At 53.6% G+C, this 22,670-nt stretch carries 21 protein-coding genes; 19 read left to right on the top strand and 2 right to left on the bottom strand.

Features of this window, described 5'->3' with window-relative positions:
• The first annotated feature begins 41 nt into the window (after window positions 1-41).
• From Q3F21_RS14090 to Q3F21_RS14065, 6 genes are all read left to right on the top strand, one after another.
• Complete coding sequence (locus Q3F21_RS14090; RefSeq protein ID WP_340253827.1) at window positions 42-1,511, top strand: hypothetical protein; 1,470 nt, start codon at window positions 42-44, stop codon at window positions 1,509-1,511.
• Between the two features lie 75 nt (window positions 1,512-1,586).
• On the top strand, window positions 1,587-2,129 hold the full coding sequence (locus Q3F21_RS14085) for an RNA polymerase sigma factor (RefSeq protein ID WP_340253824.1): 543 nt from the start codon (window positions 1,587-1,589) through the stop codon (window positions 2,127-2,129).
• Window positions 2,116-3,693, top strand: a complete 1,578-nt coding sequence (locus tag Q3F21_RS14080; RefSeq protein WP_340253821.1) for a hypothetical protein — start codon at window positions 2,116-2,118, stop codon at window positions 3,691-3,693. Before Q3F21_RS14085 ends, Q3F21_RS14080 begins: the two co-directional genes overlap by 14 nt.
• 501 nt (window positions 3,694-4,194) lie before the next feature.
• The gene (locus Q3F21_RS14075) at window positions 4,195-4,851 is read left to right on the top strand and encodes a TetR/AcrR family transcriptional regulator (protein ID WP_340253818.1); all 657 of its coding nucleotides are present in this window, start codon (window positions 4,195-4,197) and stop codon (window positions 4,849-4,851) included.
• Window positions 4,848-5,597 carry a type I methionyl aminopeptidase gene (gene map / locus Q3F21_RS14070; protein ID WP_340253815.1) on the top strand — a complete coding sequence of 250 codons (750 nt, stop codon included), beginning with the start codon at window positions 4,848-4,850 and terminating at the stop codon, window positions 5,595-5,597. Before Q3F21_RS14075 ends, map begins: the two co-directional genes overlap by 4 nt.
• Window positions 5,598-5,821: 224 nt before the next feature.
• On the top strand, window positions 5,822-7,276 hold the full coding sequence (locus Q3F21_RS14065) for a nicotinate phosphoribosyltransferase (RefSeq protein WP_340253812.1): 1,455 nt from the start codon (window positions 5,822-5,824) through the stop codon (window positions 7,274-7,276).
• Here Q3F21_RS14065 and Q3F21_RS14060 read toward each other — a convergent pair.
• Window positions 7,255-7,701 carry a hypothetical protein gene (locus Q3F21_RS14060; RefSeq protein ID WP_340253809.1) on the bottom strand — a complete coding sequence of 149 codons (447 nt, stop codon included), beginning with the start codon at window positions 7,699-7,701 and terminating at the stop codon, window positions 7,255-7,257. The genes Q3F21_RS14065 and Q3F21_RS14060 overlap by 22 nt on opposite strands.
• A 68-nt stretch (window positions 7,702-7,769) precedes the next feature.
• Window positions 7,770-8,456: a hypothetical protein gene (locus tag Q3F21_RS14055; RefSeq protein ID WP_340253806.1), complete on the bottom strand. Its 687-nt coding sequence runs from the start codon at window positions 8,454-8,456 to the stop codon at window positions 7,770-7,772.
• 356 nt (window positions 8,457-8,812) lie between these two features.
• Here Q3F21_RS14055 and Q3F21_RS14050 point away from each other — a divergent pair, with 356 nt between their 5' ends.
• From Q3F21_RS14050 to Q3F21_RS13990, 13 genes are all read left to right on the top strand, one after another.
• Window positions 8,813-10,231, top strand: coding sequence for a DHA2 family efflux MFS transporter permease subunit (locus tag Q3F21_RS14050; RefSeq protein ID WP_425341257.1), 1,419 nt, complete (start codon window positions 8,813-8,815; stop codon window positions 10,229-10,231).
• Window positions 10,232-10,480: 249 nt separating this feature from the next.
• Complete coding sequence (metA, locus tag Q3F21_RS14045) at window positions 10,481-11,398, top strand: homoserine O-acetyltransferase MetA (RefSeq protein WP_340253800.1); 918 nt, start codon at window positions 10,481-10,483, stop codon at window positions 11,396-11,398.
• A 353-nt stretch (window positions 11,399-11,751) separates the two neighbouring features.
• A complete protein-coding gene (locus Q3F21_RS14040) occupies window positions 11,752-12,933 on the top strand; it encodes an ROK family transcriptional regulator (RefSeq protein WP_340253797.1) in 1,182 nt (393 codons plus the stop codon).
• A 161-nt stretch (window positions 12,934-13,094) separates the two neighbouring features.
• Window positions 13,095-14,753, top strand: a complete 1,659-nt coding sequence (locus Q3F21_RS14035; RefSeq protein ID WP_340253794.1) for a peptide ABC transporter substrate-binding protein — start codon at window positions 13,095-13,097, stop codon at window positions 14,751-14,753.
• 71 nt (window positions 14,754-14,824) lie between these two features.
• A complete protein-coding gene (locus tag Q3F21_RS14030; protein ID WP_340253791.1) occupies window positions 14,825-15,760 on the top strand; it encodes an ABC transporter permease in 936 nt (311 codons plus the stop codon).
• Window positions 15,761-15,764: 4 nt separating this feature from the next.
• Entirely contained in the window at window positions 15,765-16,694 is a 930-nt protein-coding gene (locus Q3F21_RS14025; RefSeq protein WP_340253788.1) for an ABC transporter permease, read from the top strand.
• Between the two features lie 24 nt (window positions 16,695-16,718).
• Window positions 16,719-17,738: an oligopeptide/dipeptide ABC transporter ATP-binding protein gene (locus tag Q3F21_RS14020; RefSeq protein ID WP_340253785.1), complete on the top strand. Its 1,020-nt coding sequence runs from the start codon at window positions 16,719-16,721 to the stop codon at window positions 17,736-17,738.
• A 36-nt stretch (window positions 17,739-17,774) separates the two neighbouring features.
• Window positions 17,775-19,283: a Sapep family Mn(2+)-dependent dipeptidase gene (locus Q3F21_RS14015; RefSeq protein WP_340253782.1), complete on the top strand. Its 1,509-nt coding sequence runs from the start codon at window positions 17,775-17,777 to the stop codon at window positions 19,281-19,283.
• A gap of 368 nt (window positions 19,284-19,651) precedes the next feature.
• On the top strand, window positions 19,652-20,197 hold the full coding sequence (locus Q3F21_RS14010; protein WP_340253779.1) for a hypothetical protein: 546 nt from the start codon (window positions 19,652-19,654) through the stop codon (window positions 20,195-20,197).
• Between the two features lie 16 nt (window positions 20,198-20,213).
• Window positions 20,214-20,552, top strand: coding sequence for a transcriptional regulator (locus Q3F21_RS14005; protein ID WP_340253848.1), 339 nt, complete (start codon window positions 20,214-20,216; stop codon window positions 20,550-20,552).
• A gap of 14 nt (window positions 20,553-20,566) precedes the next feature.
• Window positions 20,567-21,451 carry a LysR family transcriptional regulator gene (locus Q3F21_RS14000; protein WP_340253776.1) on the top strand — a complete coding sequence of 295 codons (885 nt, stop codon included), beginning with the start codon at window positions 20,567-20,569 and terminating at the stop codon, window positions 21,449-21,451.
• Window positions 21,452-21,550: 99 nt separating this feature from the next.
• A complete protein-coding gene (locus Q3F21_RS13995; protein ID WP_340253773.1) occupies window positions 21,551-21,943 on the top strand; it encodes a CidA/LrgA family protein in 393 nt (130 codons plus the stop codon).
• Window positions 21,921-22,616, top strand: coding sequence for an LrgB family protein (locus Q3F21_RS13990; RefSeq protein WP_340253770.1), 696 nt, complete (start codon window positions 21,921-21,923; stop codon window positions 22,614-22,616). Before Q3F21_RS13995 ends, Q3F21_RS13990 begins: the two co-directional genes overlap by 23 nt.
• The last annotated feature ends 54 nt before the right edge of the window (window positions 22,617-22,670 follow it).

Here is a 22,670-nt window from a genome sequence, read left to right as displayed (position 1 = left end):
TAGTAGCTGTAAAACAAAAAAGCAATCCGGAGGGAAGATGGATGAAACACTCTTACAAGATTTTATACGCCAACAAAGCAATTGCAGGCTTGGTTATGGCTGCGCTGCTTGCTCCAATTCCGGCTTGGCACGGTGCAACGGCGTCGGCAAAGGAGAGCACGGCGACAAAGGCAAACGAAAACGCGCAAGTCAATCAGGTATCCAAGCAAACAATGGAAAAGGTATACCGATACTGGCCGGAGTTGGGGTCAATGGGAACAAAAGTATTTCTGGGCGGAGGAAGCAGGCCGATCTATACGATCCGGTTTATGAAAGACGGACTCGTCTACGCCGATCTCAAGATTGACGCCGAGACAGGAGCAGTGCTGCAATTGGAGAAACGCTCCGACACCCCGGAAGCTGACGCTTCGGAGGCGGTCGCCAGGGAAAAAGGGGAGGCCTTCTTGCGGGATATGCTGGGGGATGAAGTGTCGCAGTACCGGTTCGGGAACAATTCGTCATTTGTCCGGTACGTCAACGACTTGCCTGTGGCCGGAGACAGCTACTTGATCCAGGTGAGCGACAAGGGGCAAATCGTCCAAGTCGAGGCAAAGGATGCAGCGGGGAGAAAAATTGACCCGGGAGCATTCCCCAAGCCGACCGAAGCGATGGACCGGGAGCAGGCGGAGAGCGCCTTTGCAAGCTATATGAAGCCTCTCTATGTCGGCCGCAACCAGCAGCAGGAGCTGGTATACCGGCCCGCTTTTTCCGGCTCTTTTGACGCCCGGACAGGGAAAGAAGTGGATGACGGTTCGCTGGGAAGCGGCTACACTCCCGTACAGGTGAAGGCGGGCGGCAAGCGGGTGACGATCAAAACGCCGCAGGAAGCGGCGCAGGTGCTGGAGAAGGAATGGGGAATCAAGCTGAACGGCGCGACGTTTGAACCTAGCGACATGCCGAAGGAAATGCTGGCGAAAAATGAAAAAGAGTACCAGACGACCGATGATAGTTTTCGGTTTTCCACGATCAACGATCAAGTCGTGCATTTTTATCTGACGAAGGCATCATTGGAAGAGCCTCCAAATGGAAAAATCTCGCGAGAAGAGGCTCTCTCGAAAGCGATTCAGTTCCTGGAACCGTATCTTGACCCGAATGTGACGGAGCTGCAGGTGAGGGACCGCGAGGAAACGAAAAGCAATCCCCCGAGACCTTATTGGGAGTTCAGCATGTACGTGTCGCATGAAGGAATCCCGGTAAAAAGCCAGCGGTACATGGTGAGAGTTGGCAAGTCAACAGGGGCAATCCTTTATTTCCGAAAGGATTTTCAAGATCAGAAGCTGACTTTCCCCAACGGCAAGCAGGCCATTTCCGCCAAGGCGGCAGCCGAAGCCTATCTCAAAGAAAATCCGTTGGAGCTGGAGTATGTGTACCCGGTGGAAAACGACAAGATTTCTTCCACGCCCGTACTGGTTTACCGCCTACAAAACCGGTACGCCTCTGTCGATGCGTTTACAGGGAAAATATCGAGGTAACGAACTACGCCGCTCCTGATCGGTCAAGAGCGGTGTTTGATCATTTTGAATCGTTTTGTTGAGGAGGTACCCTCGTTGTATGAAAAACAAAGTCTGGAACAGCAAATCATGGAGAACTATCATAAATACTTCAAAGAAATCTACCAAATGATGCTGTTCTTCACGGGAGACAGTCACAACGCGGAAGATTTGACGCAAGAGGTGTTTGTCCGCGTCTTAAAAGCGCTCCCAAGCTTTCAGGAACGCTCCGGTATGAGAACGTGGATTTTTAAAGTGGCGCGAAATGTAGCGATTGACGAGTATCGAAAAAAGCGTTTGCGAACATTGTTTTCACCGGATCTATTCAAAATTCTCCCCTCGACCAATGGATTGCCTGAACAGGAATTGCAGATAAAGGAGACACGTGAATACATTCAGAAGGCTTTATTGAAGCTAAACTCCCATCATCGCCTGGTCATAATCCTCAGGGGGCTGAAAGAATACAGCGTCAAGGAAACTGCAGAAATTTTAGGGTGCAGCGAAGCAAAAATAAAAGTGGATTTCCACCGTGCGTTAAAAAAGTTGAGAGGCACTGTGGAGGAATCTATGAAAGGAGCAAGGACAATTGAACTTTCATAGGGATGACGAGAAATTGTTGGATGAACTGAAAAAGAATCCTGACCTGGAGCCCAGGAGCGAATATTATCATTCTCTGGCAACGCTTCTGTCCAAAAAAGCAAAGGAGATGGAGAAACGAAGAAGATTTGTTTCTTTAGCGGGAACCGTGGGTACGTCGACCGCAGTGATCCTGTTGATTGCTTGGTTGACAGTATTTCCTCAACTGAAATACCCATTTTTTAAAGGGACAAATTCTATCGCTACGCCACAAGCAAACATTCCGGAGGAGAGCATTCAACAGCTGAACGGGATTGCCGGGAAGACGCTTGCAAAGCTGTACCGCTATTGGCCGGAGCTGAGGTCAATGGGAACAAAAGTATTTCTGGGCGGAGGAAGCAGGCCGATCTATACGATCCGGTTTATGAAAGACGGACTCGTCTACGCCGATCTCGAAATTGACGCCGAGACAGGAGCAGTGCTGCAATTGGAGAAACGCTCCGACACCCCGGAAGCTGACGCTTCGGAGGCGGTCGCCAGGGAAAAAGGGGAGGACTTCTTGCGGGATATTCTGGGGGATGAAGTGTCGCAGTACCGGTTCGGGAACAATTCGTCATTTGTCCGGTACGTCAACGACTTGCCTGTGGCCGGAGACAGCTACTTGATCCAGGTGAGCGACAAGGGGCAAATCGTCCGAGTCGAGGCAAAGGATGCAGCGGGGAGAAAAATTGACCCGGGAGCATTCCCCAAGCCGACCGAAGCGATGGACCGGGAGCAGGCGGAGAGCGCCTTTGCAAGCTATATGAAGCCTCTCTATGTCGGCCGCAACCAGCAGCAGGAGCTGGTATACCGGCCCGCTTTTTCCGGCTCTTTTGACGCCCGGACAGGGAAAGAAGTGGATGACGGTTCGCTGACAAGCGGCTACACTCCCGTACAGGTGAAGGCGGGCGGCAAGCGGGTGACGATCAAAACGCCGCAGGAAGCGGCGCAGGTGCTGGAGAAGGAATGGGGAATCAAGCTGAACGGCGCGACGTTTGAACCTAGCGACATGCCGAAGGAAATGCTGGCGGAAAATGAAAAAGAGTACCAGACGACCGATGATAGTTTTCGGTTTTCCACGATCAACGATCAAGTCGTGCATTTTTATCTGACGAAGGCATCATTGGAAGAGCCTCCAAATGGAAAAATCTCGCGAGAAGAGGCTCTCTCGAAAGCGATTCAGTTCCTGGAACCGTATCTTGACCCGAATGTGACGGAGCTGCAGGTGAGGGACCGCGAGGAAACGAAAAGAAATCTCCCGGGACCTTATTGGGAGTTCAGCATGTACGTGTCGCATGAAGGAATCCCGGTAAAAAGCCAGCGGTACATGGTGAGAGTTGGCAAGTCAACAGGGGCAATCCTTTATTTCCGAAAGGATTTTCAAGATCAGAAGCTGACTTTCCCCAACGGCAAGCAGGCCATTTCCGCCAAGGCGGCAGCCGAAGCCTATCTCAAAGAAAATCCGTTGGAGCTGGAGTATGTGTACCCGGTGGAAAACGACACAGTTTCTACCACACCCGTACTGGTTTACCGCCTACAAAACCGGTAAGCCTCTGTCAATGCGTTTACAGGCCAGCTGGCAAGGTAACGAACCTGGCTGTCTCTTGGCAAGAGCAAGGTGGACATGAACTTTTCTGCCAGATCTGGCCGAACATGAGCTGCAGCCGAGTACGAGCTTGCTGCCGCAGGAGCTGGTTCGACCACCGTCATGCACCACCACAACTTGCGCCGGGAGAGGCTCACGATTGAAAAATCCCTGCTCTTTCGGACACTGTCCAAGGCTTTCTTTCAAAAGCGAGACACTCTTTCGCGTCGACCTTTGAGCTGTTACTCGGATACGACTGCTTTTGGAGCGCAGTTTCGCTTTTGGAACGGGGCCGGACAGAAACACGCCAAGAACGTGTTTCACCGAGCCTTGTGTATGTTTCACCTGGTTCATTTCCCTTCCCCAAAAGTCCGGTCAAGACCTTCTCAAACAACTTGCAAGCGAAAACAAAAAGTGGTATTTTATTATCGACATACTTAAAGGTCTAAAAAACAGGAGGTTGCCATGTCTCCGCGAACGAAAGAACAATGCGAAGAGTTACGGGAAAAACGCATCCAACAAATCCTGGAAGCTGCGGAACAGATCTTTTTTGAAAAAGGTCCTCTCTTTGATATCCGCGACGTCGCCAAAAAAGCCGGGCTCGGCTACGGCACTGTTTACCATTATTACAGCAACAAGAACAGCCTCGTCGGCGATCTGTTGGATAGAGGGTTTGAGCTTGCGGAAGCGTTGACGAGAGTCTCTTTTTCCGGGCAAGACAAGTCTGCAGACCTTCTCGATGCGTATTGTGCCGGTCTCCTGCAGTTATGGCTGGAGGCTCCGGCTGCGTTCATCGTGTACAAATGGGCTGCCGAAAACTTTGTAGGGATGGAGGAGCAGCTCCGCCGGACAGCCAAACAGAGATTTGACGATACCCTGTATCAGCCGCTGCTGGAGTGTGTCGCAGAGATGCACAGACAGTCGGACACGCTGACGTCCGGGACCGATCCCGGCCGAATCGCCAACTTTATCATCGGCACCCTGGTCGGCTGCTTCGGCATCTCCATGTACCACAAGGATGCTGGTTTTTCACCGGAGGGAGTGCTGTTCATGATCCGAAAGAGCGTAGGTGAAGGTCTGCTGCTCCAAAGCAGAGAGAGCGATGGGAGGAGCCAGTTGTGATTTACTTGAAGACTCGCGAAGAGATCGAGCAGATGCGGCAAGCAGGCCAGATCGTGGCGACGTGCCACAAGGAGATCGCCAAGAGAATCAGGCCAGGCGTCACTACGCAGGAGATCAACGATTATGTCGAAAAGCTGATCAGGCAGCTCGGCGGAGGGACGTATCTCGATGGATACAACGGCTTCCCGGCAGCGATCTGCGCATCGGTCAACGACGTCATTGCACACGGCTTCCCCAGCAAGAAGCCCCTGAAAAACGGGGATATCGTCAAAATCGACATCGTCGCCACGCACAACGGCTGGGTGGGAGACTCTGCCTGGTGTTATGCGGTCGGCGACATTTCCGACGAAGCGAAAAGACTGATGCGGGTGACCAAGGAATGCCTGTACAAAGGGATCGCGCAAGCTTTGCCGGGGAATCGGATCGGAGACGTGATGCATGCGGTTCAGACCCATGCGGAGGAAAACGGCTACTCCGTTGTGCGCGATCTGCTGGCGCATGGAGTAGGAAAGTCGCTGCATGAGGAGCCCAACTACAATCACGTCGGAAAGCCAGGCAAAGGATTTCGGCTGAAAGAGGGCATGGTGCTTACGATCGAGCCGATGATTAATGCGGGAACCCACCTGATGACCATCGATGCCGACGGCTGGACAGCCCGGACGCTGGACGGCAAGCTGTCGGCCCAGTATGAGCATACGATCGCGATCACGTGCGACGGACCGATCGTGCTGACGGAACAAAACTAGCCGACGGAGCAAAACTATATCGGGCCTTGCCGGTGACCGGATCTCTTTGCACATTTCCGCCTGGCAGGCCTTTTTGCATTTCGGAGCTATACCTTGCCGCCGACAAGAGCTACAATAGGAGGAAGCGTTCTTTTTCGATTGCGCCCGGATGAAAGGGCGCGTCCGGCGCCGCGGAGCCTTCCGGCCTTTCGCACAGGCGCTGTAGCAACAGGAGGCGAAGCAGCTTGCTTTCACCAGGATTGGCTCTACATACAGACAAGTATCAAATAAACATGATGTACGCGCATTGGATCAATGGCACCCACAACCGCAAGGCGGTTTTCGAGGCGTTTTTTCGCAAGCTCCCGTTTGGAAACGGTTACGCCGTCTTTGCGGGCTTGGAGCGGATTGTCAAATACGTGGAGGACCTCCGCTTTGAAGAGAGCGATCTGGAGTATTTGCGCGAGCAGGAGGAAAACTACGATCCCGGATTTCTCGAAGAACTGCGCAATTTCCGCTTCACGGGGACGCTCCATTCGGTCAAGGAAGGCTCGCTCGTCTTTCCAAGCGAACCGTTGGTACGCGTCGAAAGCCGAATTTTTGAAGCGCAGCTGATGGAAACCGCGCTGCTTAATTTTATGAATTACCAAACCCTCATCGCCACAAAGGCGTCGCGAATCCGCCAGGTGGCCAAAGGCGATCTGTTGATGGAATTCGGCATCCGGCGGGCCCAGGAAGCGGATGCCGCGCTCTGGGGAACGCGGGCGGTCTACCTCGCCGGGTTTGACTCTACGTCCAATATGCTGGCCGGAAAGCTGTTTGGCATTCCGACAGCAGGGACCCACGCCCATTCCTGGGTCCAGTCGCACGAAAACGAGGAAGAAGCGTTCCGCCGCTATGCTGCCGCCCTGCCCGACCAAGTGACATTGCTGGTGGACACGTACGATACGCTGGGGAGCGGAGTGCCGCATGCGATCAACATCGGCCTGGAAATGCGCCGGCAGGGCAAACGGCTGAGGGCTGTCCGGCTGGACAGCGGCGATATTGCTTTTCTTTCGATCAAAACGAGGGAAATGCTCGACGAGGCAGGGCTTTCCGACGTGAAAATCGTCGCCTCCAACGATTTGGACGAGCATACGATTATGAACCTGAAGGTACAGGGGGCAAAGGTCGACTCCTGGGGAGTAGGGACGCAGCTGATTACGGCCGCGGATCAGCCGACGCTTGGCGGCGTCTACAAGCTCGTTGCCAGGGAGGGCGACGATGGCGAGTACATCCCGACGATCAAAATATCGGCGAATCCGGAGAAAGTGACGACGCCGGGGGCGAAAGACATTTACCGGCTGATCGACCAGAAAACCGGAAAGGCGATCGCCGATTACCTCTGTTATCCGACGGAGACAGACATCCAGGAGCAGAAGCCGATCAAGCTGTTCCACCCGAGTCATACGTACTTGAGCAAACAGGTGGAAAAGTACGTGGCGCAGCCGCTGCTCGTCCCGATCTTTGTGGACGGCATGCGTGTGTATCAATTGCCTGAACTAGCCGAAATCCGCCGCCATCACGACGAGCAGCTGAAGATGTTCTGGCCGGAGTATTTGCGCATGCTCAATCCGGAGCATTACCGGATTCATCTGAGCGAGAGGGTCTGGCTGACCAGAGCAAGCCTGATGCAGCGCTACATCGAAAAAGGCAAATAGCTGCCCGGCATAGCGGGGAATATGGCCGCATACACATGTGAAATAACGGATATTGAAGTGCGATTCGCCGCCAGGCCACCGTCCGTTACTCGATCCGCCACGGGAACATCATCGCCGAGACCGAGCCGAGCCAGCCTGTTCTCCGATTTGGAGATACGAGTGAAATCGTGACGTTCCAAAAATAACGAGGGGGGATATCCCTCTCTTTTTTTGTGCAAGGAAACATGACCATCAGGAATGACAGAAAATATCCGGTCAATAATGCCGGAGCCAGAGAGGGATGTTTGGCAATCGATCTCATTGAGGGAGAATGGTATGGCGAGGTTGCCGCAAGCAAGCAGGACGAACACGCCTTGAGAGGGAGACACAGAATCAATACCTTTTGCCGTTATCGGAAAATAGCGTCCTGACCTTTGCGTATACACGCACAGGCAAGCTCGGGAAGACGAAAGCCAGCTCTCCCGGCACAAGCGAAGGAATCTCCTCGGGCGTTTCAATAATATGTTCGATTCCGAGTTTTTTCAGAGCGTCGGAATGTTGCTTGGCGTCCGCCCAACTGACGACGAAATAGAGTGATTTTTCCACGGAACAGACTCCTTTTATACGGTAGTTCAGCCGGGCAATAAATGAATCCTCCCCAAAAATCAGGGGAGGATTTGTACGTTAACCCAGGAAATATTTGGCGGCCAGCAAGCCCGCCACCACGAGCACGATGAAAAATACAAATATTTTCAAATCCTTTACCGTTTTCCGAATCATCTCGGCATCTCGTTTGGTGTAATTCATTTTCCGCTTTTCCCCTCTCTGGAATGTCATGCGTTCCATAAGGGGAGCCGCCGATGAATATCGACCCATACCGGATGGGCATGAGCAAGATCCATTTTAGCAGCGTTTGAATCACGAACAGGAAGGTCACGAGCGGAACGGCAAACGTATGTTGAAAATCACGCAGCTTGTCCATGAACATGGACACTTGCAGCTTTTGCTTCAAAAACTTGACAGTAAAATGAGGCCGGTAGCTGACAATGTGAACGGCTTCGCTTTTTACAGACGTGTACTTCGCTGTTGCATCGGAAGCAAATGTATCGGCTGGCGAGGGGATCGCCGGGAATATGCACAAGCAAGCGATGACAATGGCGAGAATCCATTTATACGTCAACCAGTTTGAGCGCAGGGCCATTTTGTCTCCCTTTCTAGCAAAGGTCGTTACCATCTATCATACGCAAAAAGAAGGCCGATTTCCAGATCGGAGCCTTCGCTGGTCTCTTTTGGCGTCGCCCCTGCTCCCAATGCTTTCTCTGGAGCGTATTTTCGACATTGCTATCCCGCCATCAACAAAATAGCAATCGATAAGAAATGCGCGCAAGCATTTCAGGCTAGAATAAGGGTCTGAAAATGAAGCGTCCAGGAGATAACGGTAAGGAGAGCTCGTGAGAAGGGGCGCATTTGCCAAGGAGAGGAGAACGAACCGTGGAAAAACGCGAAGAAACACATACAGGAGGGACATTTGGAAGCAGAGAAAATTTTCTGGTAGTCATGGTCATGATTCTCGGTGTTTTCGTGGCCATTTTGAACGAAACCTTGCTCAACGTAGCTTTGTCCAAAATCATGGCCGACATCGGCATTTCGCCAAGCACGGCACAGTGGCTGACGACCGGGTACTTGCTCGTGATCGGCGTTCTTATCCCGATCACGGCGTATTTGCTCCAGCGATACACGACAAGGAGCCTGTTTCTGTCGGCTATGGGCTTGTTCGCTGCGGGAACATTCGTCGCGGCGGTATCGCCCGGATTCGCCTTGCTGCTTACGGGCCGGGTGCTGCAGGCTGCCGGGACCGGGCTGCTGTTTCCTTTGCTGACGAATGTCGTGTTTGCGATCGTTTCGATGGAAAAAAGAGGCTCGGCGATGGGGACGATTGGCATCGTGATCACATTTGCGCCCGCGATCGGACCTACGCTGTCCGGGGTTATTGTCGAGCACTTCAGCTGGCGTGTCCTCTTTTACGGAGTTCTGCCCATCGCCTTGTTTGTCATTTGTTTTGCCTATGCCAAGCTCAAAAATGTGACGGAGACGACAAATCCCAAGATTGACATCCTGTCGCTGCTCCTCTCAACCTTTGGCTTCGGCGGGATTGTGTACGGCTTCAGCAGCGCAGGAGAAGCGCACGGGGGATGGACGAGCAATGGCGTCCTCATACCGATTGTCATCGGCGTCGTTTCATTGGGGCTGTTCGTATGGAGGCAGCTTGCGATACCCGAGCCGCTGCTTGACCTGAAGGCATTTCGGTACAAGGTGTTTCGCATATCGACGCTGATCATGATGATCGTCATGATGGCGATGTTCTCGGCGATGATGCTGCTGCCGATTTTTCTACAAAACGCGCTGGGGTACAGTCCGCTCCGGGCGGGCCTGGTCATGCTGCCCGGCGGAGTGGTCATGGGGATCATGTCGCCGATCACAGGTCGGTTGTTTGATAAATTTGGCGCGAGGTGGCTGGCGGTCATCGGATTGGCGCTGATCGGAAATACGCTGTGGCAATTTGCCTTCATTACGCTGTCCACCTCTTACGGTACGATCATGCTGTTGAACACGCTGTTGATGCTGGGCATTTCCATGCTGATGATGCCGGTGATGACCAATGCCTTAAATGAGCTGCCGCCGCCGCTATACCCCCACGGCACCGCGATTATCGGCACGCTTCAGCAGGTGTCGGGCGCGGTCGGGACAGCGATGCTCGTAACGGTCATGACGAATAGCTCCAGGCGCTTCCTGGAAAGTCCGTCAGGTGCGCAAAATGATTCCGCTGCGCAAATCCTGGCTATGCTTGCGGGAATGAAAAGCGCGTTTCTCCTGGCATTTGGGCTGATCGTCATCGCTTGGGCATGCTCCCTGTTTCTCAGACGGGCAGCCGCACCGAAGCAGGAGCCGGGCGGCAAGCGGGTGTCCGCACACTGACAGTCGGCGGTTGGTGAAGGCAAGGCGGGTGTGGAAGCAACGAAGGCAGAAGAAACGCATGCGGATGAGTGTAGTAACAAAGAAGCAAATAACTGAAGAAGTGCCCCCTCGGAAAGCCGTTTTCCTGCTATAGTAGAGACAGAACATTTTGAATGCGTAAAAAAACAGCAGGAATCAATAGTAGTCATGTCGAATTTGTCGGATTATTGTCTGGCGACAGCGTTGTGACGGACTGAAAGGGGGAGAAACATGCCAATTAAATTGCCTGATGAGTTGCCGGCTACCGAGATACTGGAGAATGAAAACATCTTTGTGATGAAGGAGAGCAGGGCGTTTACCCAAGACATTCGCCCGCTGCGCATCGTCATTCTCAACCTGATGCCGGTAAAACAAACTACGGAGACACAGCTTCTCCGCCTTTTGGGGAATACCCCGCTGCAAGTGGAGGCCGTCTTGCTTCACCCATCCAGCCATACCTCCAAAAACACACCGGAAGAGCATCTGGCGACCTTCTACAAGACCTTTGAGGAAATCAGGCACGAGAAGTTCGACGGAATGGTCATCACCGGAGCGCCCGTGGAGCAAATGGATTTTTGCGAGGTGAACTACTGGGAGGAGCTGCAGCAAATTCTCGACTGGAAGATGGCCAACGTGACGTCGACGCTGCATATCTGCTGGGGAGCGCAGGCAGGGCTGTACCATCATTTCGGCGTACCGAAGCATCCGCTCTCCGAGAAGCTGTTCGGCGTTTTTCCGCACACCTTGAACAAGCAGAATGTAAAGCTGTTCCGCGGGTTTGACAACGTATTCTACATCCCGCACTCCCGCCACACCGAGAATCGGCGGGAGGACATCGAGAAAGTGCCGGAGCTGGAGATTTTGTCCGAGTCGGAGGAGGCGGGCGTCTACATCGTCGCGACCAAAGACGGTCGGCAAATTTTCGTCACCGGACATTCCGAGTACGATCCGTGCACGCTTCGGGATGAGTATGAACGCGATGTGAGCAAAGGCCTCGAGATCGCCATCCCCAAGCACTATTTCCCGGGGGATGACCCGAGCCAGCCGCCAGTGGTCAGGTGGCGCGCTCATTCCAACCTGCTGTTTTCCAACTGGCTCAACTACTATGTGTATCAGGAAACGCCATACGATTGGAGCGCGATTAAATAAGGCTTGCCAACCATCCGCTTTTGCCGGGTGGTTTTTTCTGCGGTCAAAGGGGGAAAGACGCGGTCGGACAGCGCAAAATCAAGTCCGGGGAGGGAAGCTGCGGGAGGCATTTTCAAAAAAATAAAAAGCATCGCACCATTTGGAAATAACAGTTGACTTCATACAGGATGCCAGATAAACTCATTATTAACACCGATGGAGAAATTAAAAAAGCTTTCCGACCGAATTGAAGCAAAAACCGTCTGCTCCTCGTGTTTGATCGGAGTATTATCCATCTTTTACCGTACAATTTATAACACTGTTGGATAAATAAACCTTGAGACGCGAATATGTGGAAGAGGAGCATGTCCGTGATGAAAAAAATCGTAAAACAGGACCAGGACGTCATAAGGCAGCACAACAAGCAGATGATCCTGGATATTATCAAAAAGCAGCGTCCGATCTCCAGGGCGGAACTGGCCAAGATCACCAAAATGAGCGCTACCTCTGTCGGCCGTTTTGTGAGCGAGCTGTGCGAGGAAGGCCTGGTGCAGGAGACGGATTTGACATCCTCGGGCGTCGGGCGCAAGGCAGTCCAGCTGGATATCATTGCTGACGCCGTGTATACCGTAGGAGTCGAAATTGAAAAAAAGCGAATCAAATTCGGGATAATGGATTTCAGCGAAACGATCGTAGAGCACCACCGCGTCGCTCATACGGCATTGGAGTCATCGCCGGCGGAAACGGCAGCGTTGATCGGGCGCCAGATCGCCGGGCTGATCGAGAAATGCCGGATCCCGCTGGAGAAAGTCGTCGGCATCGGGATCGGTGTCCCCGGTGTGATCGATTACGAAAAGGGGATCGTTCAGTTTTCCAGCACGCTTGGCTGGAGAAACGTGCCGTTTGCGGCTCTGGTGGAACAAATCCTCGCGATCAAGACGGTGATCGACAACGACCTGAAGGTGAAAATCCTTTCCGAATACTTGTACGGTTCGGCCAAGGGCTCGGCGAAAACGACCTTGATCGGGATCGGTACCGGTATCGGTTCGGCGCTGATCATCAACGGAGAAATTTTCCGGGGGGGCTCGAACAGCGCGGGGGAGCTGGGGCATACGACCTTGGACCCCAACGGCAATCTGTGTGAATGCGGCAAGCGCGGCTGCCTGCAGACCTATGTAGACGAAAACGCCCTGATCACCGAAGCGCGGCGCGTCAAGGAGATCACCGACATCGGCCAGGTATTCGAAGCGGCGCGTGCCGACGAGCGCTGGGCCAAGGAGATCGTCTCCCGCACAGCCCTGTACATCGGGATCACGATCAACAATATCGTCTGCATGTACAACCCGGATACGGTGATTCTCAGCGGAGATTTGATCGAGAATTACACGGAAATCGTCGATTTGGTTCACGAGCACTGCGAGCAAGTGATCTGGGAGCCGTTCAAGGGAACCTTCCGTATCATCGCTTCGGAGCTGAAGGGAGAAGCCATCGTAATCGGTGCGGGCGCGTTGGCGCTGCAGCACTTTGCCCCGCTGGCCGGAGCCGATATTGCATAAGACAGTCGGCCTGATTCACTCCTGCTGCCAGCTGGCTTTCTTCGCTTGAGAAAAGAGCCGTAATGCTGCTACTCGTGTATGGGACAGCGCTTCGTCATGAAAGTAAAAGCGCCGTCTTTATGCAAATATACATCTGACACCAAAAATAGGGGGACAGATCAATGAAGAAGAAGTGGTCCACATCCTTGCTATGTCTACTGATGCTGGTCAGCCTCGTCGCCACGGGATGCAACTTCAGCGGCGATAAGGGATCGAGCAGTGCTCCCGGAGGAACAGCACCCGCGGCAGACGGTCAGCAAGCGAAAAAAGAAAGCGTTATCAACCTTTCCTTTGAAAACGAGATTAAAGATCTGAACCAGTTTTCAACCTCGGACAACATTTCGTTCTCCGTGCTGAACAACGTCGGTGAAGGTCTGTATCGTCTGGACGAGAAGCACGAACCCCAGCCTGCATTGGCCCAGGGCGTGGAAGTTTCTGCAGACGGCTTGACCTATACATTTACCCTGCGTGACGGCGTCAAGTGGAGCAACGGCGATCCGATCACGGCAGCCGACTTCAAATTCGCCTGGCTCGGAGCGATGAACCCGAAAACGTCCAAAGGCGGCTATGCTTTCATCCTGTCCGACTACATAAAGGGCGGCGCTGAATACGCATCCGGAAAAGGCAGCGCAGATGCTGTCGGCATCGAAGCGAAAGACGACAAGACACTGGTGGTTACGCTGAACCAGCCGACCCCGTACTTCCTGCGTCTGACCACTTTCATCCTGTACTTCCCGCTGAACGAAAAGTTTGTGACGGAGAAGGGCGCGGATTACGCACTGAAACCGGAAAACATGCTGTATGCAGGTCCGTACAAGCTGACCTCGTTTGACCCGGCTTCCGGAGCGACGCTCGTGAAGAACGAAAACTACTGGGACAACGCCAATGTAAAAGTGGAAAAAATCAATCTGAAGGTCATCAAGGAGCAAAGCACAGCGCTTAATGCTTACAAGGCAGGCGAACTCGACCGCGTGATGCTCTCTTCTGCAGACGTCGACACCTTCAAGAACGATCCGGAGTACACGACAGACATCGAGTTCCGCACCAACTACATCCAGTTCAACACCAAAGGCGAAGGCACGTCCAACCTGAACATCCGCAAGGCGCTGCAGCTTGCCTATGACGCGACGATTCTGGAGCAAGTCATCCTGAACAACGGTTCGAAAGCGGCGACCGGCATGATTCCGGTTCAAATGAGCGGTGTCGATCACAAATCGTTCCGCGAGCTGCAAGGCGACCTGATCAAGGCCGACGCTGCGAAAGCGAAAGAGTACTGGGAGCAGGGCGTGAAAGAATTGGGCAAAGCGCCTCAATTGAAGCTTCTCGTGCCGGATGATTCCCTCTCCAAGGACCTGGGTACTTTCCTGCAAAGCGAATACAAGAAAAACCTCGGGATTGATGTAACGGTTGAAACGAAAACCGTAAAAGCGCGCAACCAGCAAATGGATGAAGGCAACTACCAGTTCGGTGTGACCGGATGGGGAGCGGACTACGACGACGCGATGACGTACCTCGATCTGTGGGCGAACCATACGCCTTACCGCGGCAATTACGAAAATCCGAAGTACGATGAGCTGATCGCCTCCGCGAAAAAAGAAGTCGATGAAACAAAACGGATCAACATGCTGCTGGAAGCAGAAAAAATTCTCTTGACCGAAGACGCGGTAGTTTCCCCGCTGTTCTACAGAGGAAACTCCTTCCTGCAAAAGCCGAATGTGAAAAACCTGATTTTCCATCCGTACGGTTCCCCGGTGGAATACAAGTACGCAACTGTGGAATAACAGCTTGACTCCCGGGAAGAAGAGAAGCCCCTTCTCTTCTTCCTTATCTTTCTGCTACAGGAGGTGTACGCATGAAACGATATATCGGCATGCGGCTGGTGTATCTCCTCATCACCCTGTTTGTCATCACGACGGCGACGTTTTTTCTGATGAAACAGCTTCCCGGTACGCCGTTTGACGAGGAAAAACTGAACAGACTGCCCGTAGAGGAGCGGCAGCTCTTGTACGCCAGCTACGGATTGGATCAGCCGGTGTACGTTCAGTATGTGCGCTACCTGGCGAACGTCGTTCAAGGCGATTTTGGAACTTCTTTTACCTATAAAAACATGCCAGTCAAAGACATTATCGTAAACCGGATCGGGCCATCCGCCCTGATCGGTCTGCAGGCGGTCGTACTCGGTTTGTCGATCGGCCTGATTTTGGGAATTATCGCTGCCTACCGGCATAATTCCGCCTGGGATTACTTCACCATGTTTATCGCCGTACTAGGGGTATCCGTCCCCAACTTCGTTCTGGCAGCCCTCTTGCAGTACTATGTCGGTCTCAAGTGGGGGCTGTTGCCTGTCGCTTTCTGGGACAGCTACGAAAACTCGATCCTGCCGTCTGTCGCGCTCTCTGTGGGTGTAGTTGCGATCATTGCCAGATTTGCCCGCAATGAGATGCTGGAGGTATTGCAGCAGGACTACATCACGACGGCAAAGGCAAAGGGATTGACCAATATGGCAGTGGTCATGCGGCACGCCGTACGCAATTCGCTGATTCCTGTCGTCACCATTCTGGGTCCGATCGTCGTCAATCTGTTGACCGGATCACTCGTCATCGAAAATATTTTTGGGGTACCCGGCATCGGCAGCCTGTTTGTGGACTCGATCAAAATGAACGACTATTCCACGATCATGGGTATCACCATTTTCTATAGCGCGTTTTACGTGTTCATCATGCTGATCGTCGATATTTTGTACAGCGTGATCGATCCGCGAATCCGACTGGCTTCGGGAGGGAAGTGAGAACATGCAGCAGCAGGAAAAAGCGAGTCTGGACCATTTATTTCGACCCGCCAGCGTCAGCGCCAAAGAACCGGAAAAGATTTCACGGCCCCCTCTCACAGCCTTTCAGGACAGCTTCCGAAGGCTGCGGAAAAACCGGGCGGCCATCGTCAGTCTGATCATCCTGATTCTGTTGGGAGCGCTGGCCATCATCGGTCCGTGGATGACGTCCTACACGTATTACGATACCGACTACAGCGCAGTGTACAAGGCGCCGAACGCCGACCACTGGCTGGGTACGGACAAGTTTGGCCGGGATCAATGGGCGCGTATCTGGGAGGGTACCCGCATCTCTTTGTTGATCGCCGTGCTGGCTGCGGTGCTCGATCTGGTCATCGGCGTCGCATATGGGGCAATTTCCGCCCTGATCGGCGGAAGAGTGGACAATATCATGCAGCGGATCGTCGAGATCATCATCGGGATTCCCAGCCTGATCATCATTATTTTGCTGATGATGGTCATGGAACCGGGGATCATGACCATCATGCTGGCGATGGTCATTACCGGATGGGTAAACATGGCCCGTCTGGTTCGGGCGCAAATCCTCAAGCTGAAAGAACAGGAGTTTGTGCTTGCGGCCCGCTCCCTGGGAGCATCCAACACGCAAATTATTTTGAAGCATTTGATTCCCAACACGATCGGGATTATCGTGATCAATACGATGTTTACAATTCCGTCGGCGATTTTCACCGAGGCGTTTTTGAGCTTTATCGGCCTTGGCCTGCAGGAGCCGATGGCTTCATTGGGCGTGCTGATTCACGACGGGTATCAGGCGATCAATACGCAGTACCATTTGCTCCTGTATCCGGCTATCGTGATCATCGCCATCATGGTCACCTTTAACATCCTGGGCGACGGATTGCGGGACGCGCTTGACCCGAGAATGCGCAAATAGCATCATGACGAGGAGCGAAGCGACATGAACAAACTACTGGAAGTCAGGGATTTGGAAGTGTCCTTCTCGACGTATGTCGGGGAAGTGAAGGCGGTGCGCGGCGTCAGTCTGGAGCTCGACAAGGGAGAGACGCTCGCGATCGTGGGCGAATCCGGCTCAGGCAAGTCCGTCACCTCCAAAAGCCTGATGCGTCTCTTGCCCAGCCCGATGGCACGGATCAAGAATGGGGAAATTCTGTTCGAGGGCAGGGATGTGGCCAAGCTGTCGGAAAAAGAGATGCAGGACATTCGCGGCGCGGAAATCTCGATGATTTTCCAGGACCCGATGACCTCGCTCAATCCGACGATGACCGTCGGGAAGCAAATCGACGAAGTCATTTTGAAGCACCAAAAGGTAAGCAAGGCGGAGGCCGCCAAAAGGTCGGTCGAGCTGCTGGCGCTGGTCGGCATCCCGCAGCCGGAGGCGCGTTACAAGCAGTATCCTCACCAAATGTCCGGGGGCATGCGGCAGCGCGTGGTGATCGCCATGGCACTGGCCTGCAACCCGAAAATTCTGATCGCGGACGAGCCGACGACTGCACTGGACGTTACCATCCAGGCGCAGATTCTCGATTTGATGAGAGATTTGCAGGAAAAGACGGGGACGGCCATCATCCTGATTACGCATGATCTGGGTGTCGTCGCCAACATGGCTACGCGGGTAGCGGTGATGTACGCCGGGAAAATCGTCGAGGTCGGCACGGTGGACGAAATCTTTTACCAGCCAAAGCACCCGTATACGATGGGACTGCTTGCCTCGATGCCCAAGCTGCACATGCAGGAGGAGCAGCTGATGGCGATTCCGGGGACGCCGCCGGACCTTTTGGACCCGCCCAAGGGCTGCGGATTCGCCTCGCGCTGTCCGTACGCGCTGGAGATCTGCCTGTCCTACCAGCCGGAGTACATGCGCTGTTCGGACACGCATCAGGCGGCTTGCTGGTTGCTGGACGAGCGGGCGCCGAAAATGGAAGACACGGTCGGCTGGAGAGAACGAAGCTTGAGATAAGAGACGGATGGAACGAGACGGAAAAGGGTGAAGAGCATGGATTGGATGGAAGAGGTACTGCGGCGAAAAGACGAGCTGCTGGACGATTTGAGCGGCCTGCTGCGCATCCCGAGCACGTACGACCTGTCAACGGCAGGGCCTGATCAGCCGATGGGGGCCGAGGTGGCGCGGGCGCTGGCCTATATGCTGGAGTTGTCCAGCCGGGCCGGCTTTCGCGTGAAAAATGAAGCGGGCTACTACGGCTACGCCGAGTACGGCCCGGGAGCGCCGGATGACGACTATATCGCCGTGCTCTGCCATCTGGACGTCGTGCCGGCGACCGGCGAGTGGACGAGCCCGCCGTATGAGCCGTCCATCCGAGACGGAAAGCTGTATGCGCGCGGCGCCATCGATGACAAGGGGCCGACCCTGGCGGCTTTTTACGCGTTGAAGATCGTCAAGGAGTCCGGGCTTCCCCTCAAGCGAAACATCCGGCTCATTTTCGGGACGAATGAAGAAAATCAGTGCCGCTGCATCGAGCACTACAAGGTGACGGAGAAAAAGCCGCTGACCGGCTTCGCGCCCGACGCGGACTTCCCGATCGTCCATGCGGAAAAAGGGCAGATCAACACGAGAGTAGTCTTGCGGCAAGGGGCGCGGGGCGGCGCTGGCGGAACTGTCGAGAAAACCGCTGCTAAAACGGGTTCCATCGCAGCGGGCGAATTCGGCTCGGCAAACGAAAATTCAGATCGGTCCGTACTTTTGCTGGTATCCTTTTTTGCGGGCGGCGTTCCCAACATGGTACCGGAATCTGCTCGTGCCACGGTGTCAGGCCAGCAGGAGAGGCTGGAGTCGTTGGCGGAGGAGTTTCGCGCCTATTGCGCCGCTTGCGGCCGCCCCGGACAGGCCCTAGTCGGAGACGGGAAAGCCACCTTTCACATGGAAGGAAAATCCGCCCACGGAATGGAGCCGGACCAGGGAATCAATGCGGGTCTTCTGCTCATCCACTTTCTCAAGGACTATTCCTTCCAGGAGGACGCGCAGCGCTTTCTGTCCTGCACGGATGCCTATCTGTTCGAGGATTGGCGGGGCAAGGCGCTGGGAATCGCCAGCGAGGACGAGATTACCGGTCCGCTGACGATCAACTCGGGGATTATCCAGTATGAGTCAGAGGGAGAGTCTTTCTTCCACATCAACCTCCGCTTCCCCGTCTGCGACGATGACAGCCGCATCCTGCCGCAGGTCGAGGAGAGCGTCGGCAAGTACGGTTTTACCGTCGAGCCGCCGATCATCAAAAAGCCGCACCACGTAGACCGCTCGCATCCGGTCATCCAGGTGCTGCAGCGCGTCTACCGTGACGCCACGGGCGAAGAGCCCAAGCTGCTCTCCACCGGCGGAGGCACATATGCCGCCCACATTCCGAACGGCGTCGCTTTCGGCCCGCTGTTCCCGGGCAAACTGTCCGCCGCCCACCAGCCGGATGAGTTTATCGAGCTGGACGATCTCTTCAAGTCCGCGGCGATGTATGCGCGGGCTATGTACGAGCTGGCTAATGAGGATATGTAAAAGACTTTGATAGTGTAATTCTTTTTTATCATGATTTAACAGGTACTAGTTGTTTTGAACTAACATATTAAAAAACGGGATTGTTTGGCTGTTCTGCCAGTAGAGATTTGATTTTCTACAAGTGGAGCAGTCTTTTTCTTTTCGGGTATCTCTTAACGTTAGACGCTAATTCCTTTGTTCAGCTATGAATGGGTTTGTAAAATTTTCACTTCGTGGATTGATGGTAAGTAAAGGAGTTCTATTTTTTAAAAATACTAATTCTAATTCGAAAAGACATTGCTCTGCTCATAAGATTTTATTTGAACATTGTTGAATCTATATATAATATTTTCATAATGAAATGAAATTCTAGTTAAGGAGTGGAAAGAATGCTGAATCTATTAGATATTGCTCGGAATAATTTTAATGTTGATTCTCAGGTAATTGGTCATCAATTTATAATTGATTTACTGGGTACTGACTTATCCATGGCTCCCGAGGAATTAGCTGTGCATATTTATAACGTTCAACGGAAAATCATTGGTTATTTTGGAGAAATAAATTCAAAAGAAATATTGCAAGTATTAAGCTATATTCAACGGATGTATACACAAATAGAGATTTATTATACTGCGGAAATAGGTAAGAATTTCAAAATCATTCATGGACTAGGTACGGTTATTGGAGCTAGGGTAATAATTGGGGATAATGTGACAATATACCAGAATGTTACTCTGGGTGATAAAGGAGATGGAAGTAGGAAGCGACCCAAAATAGATGATAACGTAGTAGTTTTTGCAGGAAGCAAGGTTTTAGGGGGCATTTGCATTGGAGCGAATTCGATAATCGGAGCGAATTCAGTAGTATTGGATTCATTCCCTGAAAATTCGATAATCGCCGGCAGTCCTGCACGGTTAGTAAGGAGGAAGATTTAAAATGGAGGAACCAAACATGCATAACAAGGTCATCCTGCTCGCTTCCGACCAATTCGGAAAAGGAGAGCCCGAGCTCGGAGAAATCGTGATGGAAACCTTTCTCGTCCACGTCAAACAGGCAGAGCAAAAACCGGCAGCCATCTTCTGCATGAACCGGGGCGTCTTCACCCTGACAGAGCAATCGCTCGCCCACCTTCACCTCAAGGAACTGGAGGAGCAGGGAGTCCCCGTGTACGGCTGCAAAACCTGCGTGGAGCATTACGGCGTGGCGCACAAGCTGAAAGCGGGACAGATCGCGGGCATGAACCTCTTTGTCGAGCTGTCCGGCCAGCATGAAGTGTTCACCATCTCCTGACGGGAGCAAGCGTTATGGACATCAAGCAGCTTCAGTACTTTGCCGAAGTGGCGAAGCAGAAAAGCTTTACCCGGGCGGCGGAGGTCCTCCATGTCTCGCAGCCGTCCATCAGCAAAATGCTCAAGAGCCTGGAGACGGAATTGGATGTCATCCTGCTCGACCGCACCGAGCGGAAAATCGAATTGACCGATGCGGGCCAGCTCGTCTTTGAACACGCCCAGCGCGTCCTGCAGATCATGGGCGACCTGACGGCTTCCATCGAAGAGCTGCGCCAGGTAGAGCGCGGATTCGTCCGCCTGGGACTGCTGCCGACAGTGGGGGCATTCCTGCTGCCGGCGGCCATTGCCGGCTTCAAAAAACGATACCCGCACATCGAGCTTGAGATGAGAGAGTACAGCGCAAGGCCATTGGAAGTTCAGGTCGAGCAGGGCCATATCGACATCGGCTTGACCGTGCTTCCCGTGGATGAGGATCGCTTTGAGGCAATCCCGCTGCGCTCCGAGGACATGGTTGCCATCGTACATGGGGAGCACTGGCTGTACGGCCGGGAAAGCGTCAATCTGGCGGAGCTTGAAGAAGAGTCGTTCGTCTTGTTTACGGAGGAGTATGCGATGCATGACGTGGTCCGGCAAGCGTGCGTGCGGGCAGGCTTTGAGCCAAAGGTCGCCTACATGAGCTCGCTGTGGGATTTTGTCGGGGAGATGGTCGCCGCGCAAATGGGAATTTCCCTCGTTCCGCGGTCTGTGGCTGAACGCCTGAGCAAAGGCCGCCTCCATGTCGTCGCCCTTTCCTGGCCGCCCATCGATTGGACGTACGCGCTGATCTGCCGGAGGGACCGTTATTTGTCTTACGCTGCCCGGGCGTTTATCGGGTTTGTTCGCGAGCACGCCTGTGTATAACTTTTTTGCATAGATTTGATGATGTTTATATATTGTACGAATAGAAGGGGAGTCACTTACAATGGTGCTATCAGTTAGTTGGCACCAGGGGTGGTCTCGATGAGAAAATGGCTGACGGCATTGCCGCAGATATTGATTTTAATTGCGTTTACCTGGCTGGGAAAAGCGGCTGCAGCGTTTTTCCAGCTGCATATACCTGGCAGCCTGATCGGACTTGGGCTCTTGTTCTTGGCTCTGCAATCGGGCCTGATCCGCCTGAAATGGGTGGAAGCGGGAGCGGCTCTGCTGCTGTCCGAAATGATCCTGTTCTTTATCCCCTCGATTGCGGGCATCGTTCAATACCCGTGGATGCTGGGCGTAAAGGGGCTGCTCGTTTTGGCTGTAGTCGTCAGCGGAACGGGATTGGTGATGATCTCCACAGGAGTTCTCGCACAGCGGCTGTTCCGATGGAGCGGGGTGAGCCAGCAGCGTGATTCTGTGGAAAACCTGTAGCATCGCTGCCACTGTCGCCTTGTACTGGGGAGCCAAGCGGATCAGCGCCAAAAAGACGGTGCTGCTCTTCTCTCCGGCAATACTGGCACCGCTGGGAATCGTCTTGTTCGTTTTGCTTTTCGATCTTCCGTTCGCGAAATACAAAGAAGCGACGTCGTTCTTTGCGGACATGCTGGATGTGGTGACGGTCGCTTTTGCGATCCCGCTCTACCGCAACTGGCCGATGCTTACGGCGAACTGGCGGATCATCGTCGGGAGCCTGGCGCTCGGTTCACTGTCGGCGGTCCTGGCCGGAGTAGTGAGCACCTTCTTCCTCGGCCTGGGGAGCGAAGCCGCCGTCAGTGTCATCCCCCGCTCGATCACGATGCCGGTGGCGGTCAATCTCTCAAAAGCGTTGGGCGGAGAGCCCGAGCTGACCGCGGCTTTTGTCATGCTGACCAGTTTCGCCGGTGTCTTCCTGGGGCCGAAAATCATCAGGCGGATGCGGCTCAAGCATTCGCTCGCCGTCGGGCTGATGTACGGGATGGGCGCCCATGCGCTCGGCATGGTAAAAGCGTTCGAGCGCGGCGACCTCGAGGGAAGCAGCGCCACGCTGGCCGTCATCGCCGGAGCGATGATTACGGTCGTTTGGGCGTACGTGTTTTTCCCTGTCGTGCAGTCGTGGTTGTTGTGAGGGATGGGAGAAACTGAATAGATAGTCGAAAGGGATAGATACGCGAGGAGAATG

Origin of the sequence: Brevibacillus borstelensis (genome assembly GCF_037834415.1) — a bacterium.
Classification (GTDB): Bacteria; Bacillota; Bacilli; order Brevibacillales; family Brevibacillaceae; genus Brevibacillus; species Brevibacillus borstelensis_A.
The sequence above is the reverse complement of the archived record's forward strand: the minus strand, read 5'-3'. Positions and strand labels throughout refer to the sequence as shown.

Coding starts and splice junctions, on each gene's coding strand:
- Q3F21_RS14090 (WP_340253827.1), top strand. CDS start 42: ATGAAACACTCTTACAAGATTTTATACGCCAACAAAGCAATTGCAGGC.
- Q3F21_RS14075 (WP_340253818.1), top strand. CDS start 4,195: ATGTCTCCGCGAACGAAAGAACAATGCGAAGAGTTACGGGAAAAACGC.
- Q3F21_RS14055 (WP_340253806.1), bottom strand. CDS start 8,456: ATGGCCCTGCGCTCAAACTGGTTGACGTATAAATGGATTCTCGCCATT.
- Q3F21_RS14050 (WP_425341257.1), top strand. CDS start 8,813: ATGGTCATGATTCTCGGTGTTTTCGTGGCCATTTTGAACGAAACCTTG.
- metA (WP_340253800.1), top strand. CDS start 10,481: ATGCCAATTAAATTGCCTGATGAGTTGCCGGCTACCGAGATACTGGAG.
- Q3F21_RS14040 (WP_340253797.1), top strand. CDS start 11,752: ATGAAAAAAATCGTAAAACAGGACCAGGACGTCATAAGGCAGCACAAC.
- Q3F21_RS14035 (WP_340253794.1), top strand. CDS start 13,095: ATGAAGAAGAAGTGGTCCACATCCTTGCTATGTCTACTGATGCTGGTC.
- Q3F21_RS14030 (WP_340253791.1), top strand. CDS start 14,825: ATGAAACGATATATCGGCATGCGGCTGGTGTATCTCCTCATCACCCTG.
- Q3F21_RS14025 (WP_340253788.1), top strand. CDS start 15,765: ATGCAGCAGCAGGAAAAAGCGAGTCTGGACCATTTATTTCGACCCGCC.
- Q3F21_RS14020 (WP_340253785.1), top strand. CDS start 16,719: ATGAACAAACTACTGGAAGTCAGGGATTTGGAAGTGTCCTTCTCGACG.
- Q3F21_RS14015 (WP_340253782.1), top strand. CDS start 17,775: ATGGATTGGATGGAAGAGGTACTGCGGCGAAAAGACGAGCTGCTGGAC.
- Q3F21_RS14010 (WP_340253779.1), top strand. CDS start 19,652: ATGCTGAATCTATTAGATATTGCTCGGAATAATTTTAATGTTGATTCT.
- Q3F21_RS14005 (WP_340253848.1), top strand. CDS start 20,214: ATGCATAACAAGGTCATCCTGCTCGCTTCCGACCAATTCGGAAAAGGA.
- Q3F21_RS14000 (WP_340253776.1), top strand. CDS start 20,567: ATGGACATCAAGCAGCTTCAGTACTTTGCCGAAGTGGCGAAGCAGAAA.
- Q3F21_RS13995 (WP_340253773.1), top strand. CDS start 21,551: ATGAGAAAATGGCTGACGGCATTGCCGCAGATATTGATTTTAATTGCG.